The 6,783-nt window shown below is 55.8% G+C and carries 9 protein-coding genes; 1 reads left to right on the forward strand and 8 read right to left on the reverse strand.

The features are described from left to right. The 8 genes from RMO18_RS15590 to RMO18_RS15625 all read right to left on the reverse strand — a co-directional run. Nucleotides 1-1,791: VCBS repeat-containing protein (locus tag RMO18_RS15590; RefSeq protein WP_309667135.1), on the reverse strand; the 1,791-nt coding region annotated here is incomplete at its 3' end. 21 nt (nt 1,792-1,812) lie between these two features. Next, nucleotides 1,813-2,811: a 50S ribosomal protein L11 methyltransferase gene (locus RMO18_RS15595; RefSeq protein WP_309667137.1), complete on the reverse strand. Its 999-nt coding sequence runs from the start codon at nt 2,809-2,811 to the stop codon at nt 1,813-1,815. Between the two features lie 154 nt (nt 2,812-2,965). Then, nucleotides 2,966-3,493, reverse strand: coding sequence for a tail fiber protein (locus tag RMO18_RS15600; RefSeq protein WP_309667138.1), 528 nt, complete (start codon nt 3,491-3,493; stop codon nt 2,966-2,968). Between the two features lie 12 nt (nt 3,494-3,505). Next, the gene (locus RMO18_RS15605; RefSeq protein ID WP_309667140.1) at nt 3,506-4,003 is read right to left on the reverse strand and encodes a tail fiber protein; all 498 of its coding nucleotides are present in this window, start codon (nt 4,001-4,003) and stop codon (nt 3,506-3,508) included. 120 nt (nt 4,004-4,123) lie between these two features. Further along, entirely contained in the window at nt 4,124-4,600 is a 477-nt protein-coding gene (locus RMO18_RS15610) for a tail fiber protein (protein ID WP_309667142.1), read from the reverse strand. 336 nt (nt 4,601-4,936) lie between these two features. Beyond that, the gene (locus tag RMO18_RS15615) at nt 4,937-5,434 is read right to left on the reverse strand and encodes a GNAT family N-acetyltransferase (RefSeq protein WP_309667144.1); all 498 of its coding nucleotides are present in this window, start codon (nt 5,432-5,434) and stop codon (nt 4,937-4,939) included. Beyond that, nucleotides 5,434-5,772 carry a DUF6916 family protein gene (locus RMO18_RS15620; protein ID WP_309667146.1) on the reverse strand — a complete coding sequence of 113 codons (339 nt, stop codon included), beginning with the start codon at nt 5,770-5,772 and terminating at the stop codon, nt 5,434-5,436. Before RMO18_RS15620 ends, RMO18_RS15615 begins: the two co-directional genes overlap by 1 nt. Before the next feature lie 19 nt (nt 5,773-5,791). Then, nucleotides 5,792-6,397 (reverse strand): GNAT family N-acetyltransferase, encoded by a 606-nt coding sequence (locus RMO18_RS15625; protein ID WP_309667147.1) that lies wholly within the window; start codon nt 6,395-6,397, stop codon nt 5,792-5,794. Between the two features lie 51 nt (nt 6,398-6,448). On the opposite strand from RMO18_RS15625, the gene RMO18_RS15630 reads away from it, so the two are divergent. Next, a partial coding sequence (locus tag RMO18_RS15630; RefSeq protein ID WP_309667148.1) for a Nif11 family protein occupies nt 6,449-6,783 on the forward strand: 335 nt, incomplete at its 3' end.

Here is a 6,783-nt window from a genome sequence, read left to right on the forward strand (position 1 = left end):
GGTGCTGGCTGCGCCGCCGCCGTTGATGGTGATGTCGGTATTGATGTCGAGGTCGCCGTTCGCGGCGGTATTGTCATCACCCGACCGCGTCAATTGGTAGGTGCCGCTGGGCAAGGTGATGATGTCCGCGCCGGCTGCGGCGTTGGCCGCCACGACGGCTTCGCGCAAGCTGCAATCGGCGTTGCAGGTTCCGTCATTCGTGTCAGTCGTCTTGGTGACTGCGAAGGTAGCCGTCGGGGCCATCATCAGGTACACCGGCTCAACGCGGCCTTTGCTCAGCATAACGATGCCAGGGCGGCCCATGACGTTCAAGCGCATGGGCAGCGCCGCAACTGGGGCGCTGTCGGCATCGAATGAGATTGCCTTCCGTCCCGCCGCATTGCCCTGCGCGTCTTCCCGCGAAGCGATTTGAAGTTGTTTGGCTGCCGGGTTGATCGCCAACAGGTCGTAGGATTGCTGACCCGAAGCCAGCGTGCCCATCAACAAGGGCTGAGCGTTATCGCCCATGCCGGAGAGTTTGACGGAAGTCGTTTCGCTGACCGCCCAGCGCAGCGCGCTGCCGGATTTCCTCTTGTTCAACTCCGCCGCTGACCGCTTGCCGTCTCTCACGTCAACCATCAGTTGGCGGCGCGCTTGAATCTCTTCGGCGGGAATGGGGCGAGTATCCAATTCGCCGCGCGCGATGATGCGGACGATTCCGTCCTCACCCGCAACGGCCATCTCCATCTGTGCATCTCGATCCCAGATAAAATCGCTGATTGCCACGGCGTTCACCGCGAACGGCAAGGCAATCGCTTCCAACTGCCCGGCCTGCCTGTCCGGCGCAATGCCGCTCAGCGTAGCCAGTGAAGATTGTTGAGCCTGTCCGTGGAGAACATAAAGCTGTCCGCCGGCAACGATGGCCAAATCGGTCGAGCGATCATCATCCAACCGGCCTGGCGTCATGGTGGTGGCTGTCGCTGGCAAGGGATGCGCGGCAGGTTGTTGGGTCAGGATACTTTGCTTTTCCGCATAGACCAGCACAGTTAGGCCATCCGACCCGTTAATTGCAACGGCGATGCTGATGCCGCCATCCTGTTCGTTTTTCTGTGTCGCGGCCATCGCGGTCACGCTGCCGGACAAAGTGATGTCTTCAGGCGGATTGAATCCGTAATTGCCATCGCCCGCCAACAGGTGGAGCGCATTGCTACCTTTCGCCGCGGTGAGGATGTCGAGTTTGCCGTCGCGGTTGAAATCGCCGATGGCCAGAAAGTCCGGCGCGTCGGGTGTCCACATGACGCGGGCATTCGCAAGGAAAGGATCGGGAAACTGGCTGTTGCCTATGGCGCGAATGGTTTCAGGGTTTTTCGGCGCGAAGGCTTCGGGATTGCCCGGATGCAACGCCAGCATGCCGCCGGACGAACCGGAGTATCCCGCAATCAAGTCGGGGAAGCCGTCACCGTTCACATCCTCTGACGCCAGCGAGACCGGCGTCGCCTGTCCCGGCGTCATCTCCTGCTCCAACCTGGCACTTTCCAGACCAGCGGATTTATATTCCGCCTTCAGACTGCGCCCGTCCTGGAAGTTGATCAGGGGATAGCCACGCTTGGCGGCGCGCACGGCTACCGCGCTCTGACGAGATGCTTGGCTGGGCACTTGGCCGACAGGGGCCAGGCGAAACTGGTCGCCTTGATTGGTTGCCCGGCCAGAAACCAGATACGGTTTTGCCAACAGCAACCCGGCGATGGCGATAAGACAGAAGGCAGAAAGAATGGAAATGCGGTATGCGAGGCTTCTCGATAGGTGTTTCATAATAACTCCGTAAAACTCGGGTCAGAGTGTTACTCCGATTCGTTGCGAATGGTTCAGTAAATCCAGGTCAGTTCGCATGCGTGCCAGCAGCACGGTTGCCGCGGATGCTGGTGAGTAGGACTGCGCTTCCCGGGATTGATCGTTCGTCAGGATGGCAGTCCAGTAATTACAGATGCTCGTGAGAGTGAGCTTGAATTCGAGCGTGCCCTGTTCCTGTTTGAAACGGCTGATTCTGTAGATCATCGGCGACCAACTGGAGGTGTTGAGCGTTTCCAATCGGACGCCGGGTGTTAAAGTCATCTCTGCCCAGACGGCAAAGCAATTGATCTGATTTGTTTCTTGCACTTCCCAGCGCGCTGCCAGGTTGTTTAGATCAGGTGACGATTTGATGCCGGTCAAATCGGAGCGGATCAATTCTTGCGGCTCCCGCATGATCTTCAATTTGGTTCTGTCGGTCAATCCGACAGGGTGATTTAAGAGGAGCGATTCAAAATAACCGTATTCGACCGGAATGTCCGCTGGAAGTTTACGCTGGCTTTCAAAATGAGCGGGAGCGGCGACCAGCGACACCGTTTGCGGGATCAGCACGCCATCCGGCTTCAAGAATCGTTCGCGGGCAGCAATCATGATCGGGACGATCTGTTCGTCGAAGACCAGATGGCCGATGGTTTCTGAAATAACGATGTCAAATTCTCTACTTAATTCAACCTGCAGTGCGTCTCCCTGCACAACTTCAACCCGGTTCGCCACACCGTTGGCTTGCGCCAAGGCTTTGATCAGTCCAATCAATAACTGATCTTGTTCAACCGCCACGACTCTCCTGGCTCCCAGACAAGCCGCTGCGATGGCCCACACACCTGTCCCTGATCCGATGTCCAGAACGCAGGATTCGCTGGTGATGCTGTTTTTCAATGCCTGGTAAAAGAGCCGGTTTCGATTGCCATCGCTGAGGAGCTTTTCGTGTCCGGCGAGGAGCTGATTGACGTGGTCATACAATCTGGCTTGAGCATTATTTTCCACGTGTTTCCCCCGAAGACATCCTTCCGAGGACGAAGGATAGAAGAAAGAGGATGGCGGTTCGTAAATCCTCCCCCATCCTCTTTCCTTAATTCTCAAGCCACACGCTTCTGGCTTGAGAATCATCGTCCGTAAATCAACCGTCCGTCGTCCGTCATTAATTCCTTGCTGGGAAGACTCCCTGAAGGGCGATGATGAAATTCAGGGCGAGATACGGTTGCATATTGTTATGCGGGAAACTGCTTCCGGTTATACCGACCGCAAACGGACTCATCGTGGTATTGGCGGCGTTGTTGTAAAGGCTCGGAGGCGTTCTGCCCGACAGGGATGACCAGGCGTTCCCGTTCGGCGCGGATTGGTTTCCGCCGCCGCTTCCGTCAGCCACCGCAGAGTGAGTATGCTGCGGCATCTCTGATTGGAGGAGCGTGACATTTTCCGAGCCGCCCACTTCGCCCAGAATGCGGTCGGTCAATCCGGGGCCCTGGCCTTGCTGTATTGGAACGCTGCCTTGAAGGTTGGGCAGGGCAAAAGTGGATCTGCCGTCGCCGCCATACGTTGTTCCGAGCAGTGAAAAGAGCGCGGTGTTTTGGGAAAGCGGCAAAATCTGGCCGTTGCAGAACGCCCAGCCCCTTGGGGGGAAATTAAAGCCTACGATTCTAATTTCAGCGACAAATGGTTGTGACATAGGGTTCTCCTTCTAGTTCCTGGATGGGAATATCCCCTGAAGCGCGATGATAAAGTTCAGGACGAGGTAGGGCTGCAAATTGTTGTGCGGCTGACTCCCTCCGACTGACGAAATTGACCCCGGATTCATTGCATTATCCGGTGATGTAGTGGAGTAGGAGCCGGCTAGGGCAGCCCAATAATTATTACCGGGTGATCCCTGATTCGGCGTGGCTGTGCTGCCCTGCGGGATGTGATTGTGAGCGGGCAGCTCGCTGATAATGAGCGTGTGATTCGCCTCGCCCGCGACTTGGCCTTGAACAATGCCGTTACCGAAATGCAGGGGGGCTCGCCCTTGCAGGTTTGGCAGAGCAAAGTTGGTTTGCCCGTTTCCGCCGTACGTAGTTCCCAGCAGCGAAAACAACGCCTGATTCTGGTTAATCGGCAGCAACTGGCCATTACATAATGCCCAGCCCTTGGGGGGGAAGCTAAAGGAACAGATTTTGACCTCGCCTAAAAACGGTGTAGACATAATTGATTATCTCCTCTCGAAATCGCAATTAACTTTCGGCGATCGGCCAGCGACCGGCCAGCAACTGGATTGCTGGGTCAGTGCTCAGAACTGACGGCGGATAGCCGAATGCCGATCGCCCTAGTTCGGTGATGGGAATACCCCATACAGCGAAATGATGAAGTTGATGACAAGGAACGGCATCATGTTGTCGTGCGGCTGATTTCCGCCGGACTGACCTAGTGCCGCGGCATTCATGTTTGTCGCGGGCGCGACAGTGCTATAGATCGTCTGGTTGGTTTGGTTCTTTGCCCAGACGGAGTTTTGCGGTGTCCCTGAATTGCTATCCGCGGCTCTACATTGCGCCGTGTGGTTGTGTATCGGTATCTGTTGAGTGGTCAGCGTGACTGATTCGGTTCCCGCGGATTGTCCAATAATGAAGCCACTGCCCTGATGGACGGGAACACGCCCTCGCAGGTCGGGAAGGGCGAAGGTTTGCTGGCCATCACCGCCATAGGTCGTGCCTATAAGGGTGAAGAGAGTGTCGTTTTCCGAGATGGGCAGTAACTGGCCCTGGCAAAAAGCCCAGCCGGCGGGGGCGAAGTTTCCGCCGAACATTCTGATTTCGCCAACATATGCTTGTCCCATAGATTTCTTCTCTTTGCTTTTACTGCCCACAAGAGCAGTGGGGAGTTTGATATAGAAGGGAGCGACTCAAAAACAGCGGAGTCGTGATGAAGTTGCGCGTTATCTGAAGATCATGACCATTACAAACCAAAATACCAGCCGAAGCCAGTTGGAGTAGTGACGACCACAAAGGTCTAGGGCATACGATTGAGAACGATTTGTAAATTAAAGCAAGTGGATTCTATTGGTCTCATCTGATTGCGTCAAGATTGTGTGAGGAAAATATTCATGGTTCGGTGATTTTTTTTTGCGTGCGCCGCCATAAGGTCACGTCTTGTGATTGTCGGCGTGCCATTCAAAGAGCAGGTGAACCCCAGTCTCTTCGACGGGGACAAACCCCAGCCGCTCAAACAAGCTCCGCGACCGGTTGAACGACTCAATGTAAATTGTCAGCCGGCGGTTCGTCGTTGCGGCTTCATTCATCAACTGTCTGACGAGCGGCCCGCCGATGCCGCGCCCGCGGTCGCCGGGCAGAATCGTGATGTCGAGAATGCGAATCTCCTGCTCTTGCCGGTCAACATAGAGCCGTCCGACGGGTTGTTCGCTGAGCAAAATGATCTGGTGCGTGGCTTCCGGGTAATATCCTTGATAATGCTTTTGCTGCGCAGCGAACTGCGAGCGGAGAAACATTTCGCGCTGTTCGTCGTTCCAGGGAACGATGGCCATCTCCTCCGCGCGCGCGCTGGCGTAGACCGAGTAAATAAACTCTTTGTCATCGGGGTGTACGGGACGCAGCCTGACCAGGCTGTCTTGCTCCGTCGCCATTAGCTCACCACCTTGAGCTGGCGATTGAAGACCGCTTCAAGGCATAGCCCGTCTTGATCGCGGCTGATCGGCACCAGGAACAGCACCCCCCTCCCCAATTGTTCGTGATCGAGTTGATACGCCCCCTGTTGAACAGGTGTTTCGTGCGGCGCCAGGAAGAAGAGCGCGAAACGCTCCTGGTTGGGCGCTGATGTGTATTCCTCCACCCTGATTAATTTGATATCGAGTGCGGCGTCGGCCAGTGCGGCGTCGGCCAGTGAAGTGTCGGAAAAACGCTGCAGTCGAAAATACGTGTTGACGTGCGGCGCAAAATCCGCGTGTGTCAAAGTTTCAAGCATCGTTGATCGTCTCCCTGAATTAGTTTTCGGCGTCGCCGGAATTGGCGCGCCATTTCATTGCGCAATACACCCCATCATCGCCGGCCGGCGTAAAGCCCAGACGTTCATACAATCGTCGCGCGCGATTGCCGTCCGCCACGTGCAGCCTGACAGGCTTGCCCGCCTGCGCCGCTTCCGCCAGCAGATCGCCGATCAACCTTGCGCCCAATCCCGCACCGCGTTCGTTGGGTAACAACGCGATGTCGGCAAGACAAAATTCCTTTTCCAACCGCAGCACCAACATTCGTCCGATAGGTTTTGGGCCAATGGGCTGGCCGTCACGCAAAATGATTCGATGGTCGGGGTTGGGAAACTCCGCGTAAGACTGCCGCTGCGCATTGAATTGCATGCGCAGAAAGATTTCGCATTGCTGCGCGTCCCAGCCGAACAACGCCATCTCTTCGGCGCGCGTGCTGGCATAAAGTTCGTAAAGGAAAGCTTCGTCATCCGCCACGGCGGCGCGTAAGGTGATCGGCATGGACGTGCAATGTGTTGCGATGAAGGTAACGAGTAAAGCGCTTGGATGATGCGACAAGCCAATCATCTCGTCAACGCTTACGACAGAAATAATTTGGGAAGAATTCACAGGATTTTTAGGATTGACAGGAGGAGGATAACGTTTTGATTCCTGTGTCTATTGGGCTATCCGGTACATCCTGAAAATCCTGTGAATCCTGTCCAATTCCCCTCTGCTCTGAGATCGTTTATTTCAATTTGGAATTTCTTCGGGTATCGTCAACCCACAATGTTTCACCCCCCATTCGAATCGTTTCGCCAACTCGTATTCCAAGATCCGTCGCTGCAAGTGCAACTCCACGCGGTGACTGACGCCGTTCAATTCAGCTTGCGGGCTGCGCAATTAGGCGCAGAGCGCGGCTGCCAGTTCAGCGCCGACGAAGTCAACGCGGCTCTGTTGGCGACCAGCCACGCCTGGCACATGCGCGAATTCACACGCCAGTCTCAGCCAATTAC

This window comes from Tabrizicola sp., assembly GCF_031377265.1.
Taxonomy (GTDB): Bacteria; Pseudomonadota; Alphaproteobacteria; order Rhodobacterales; family Rhodobacteraceae; genus JAUYQR01.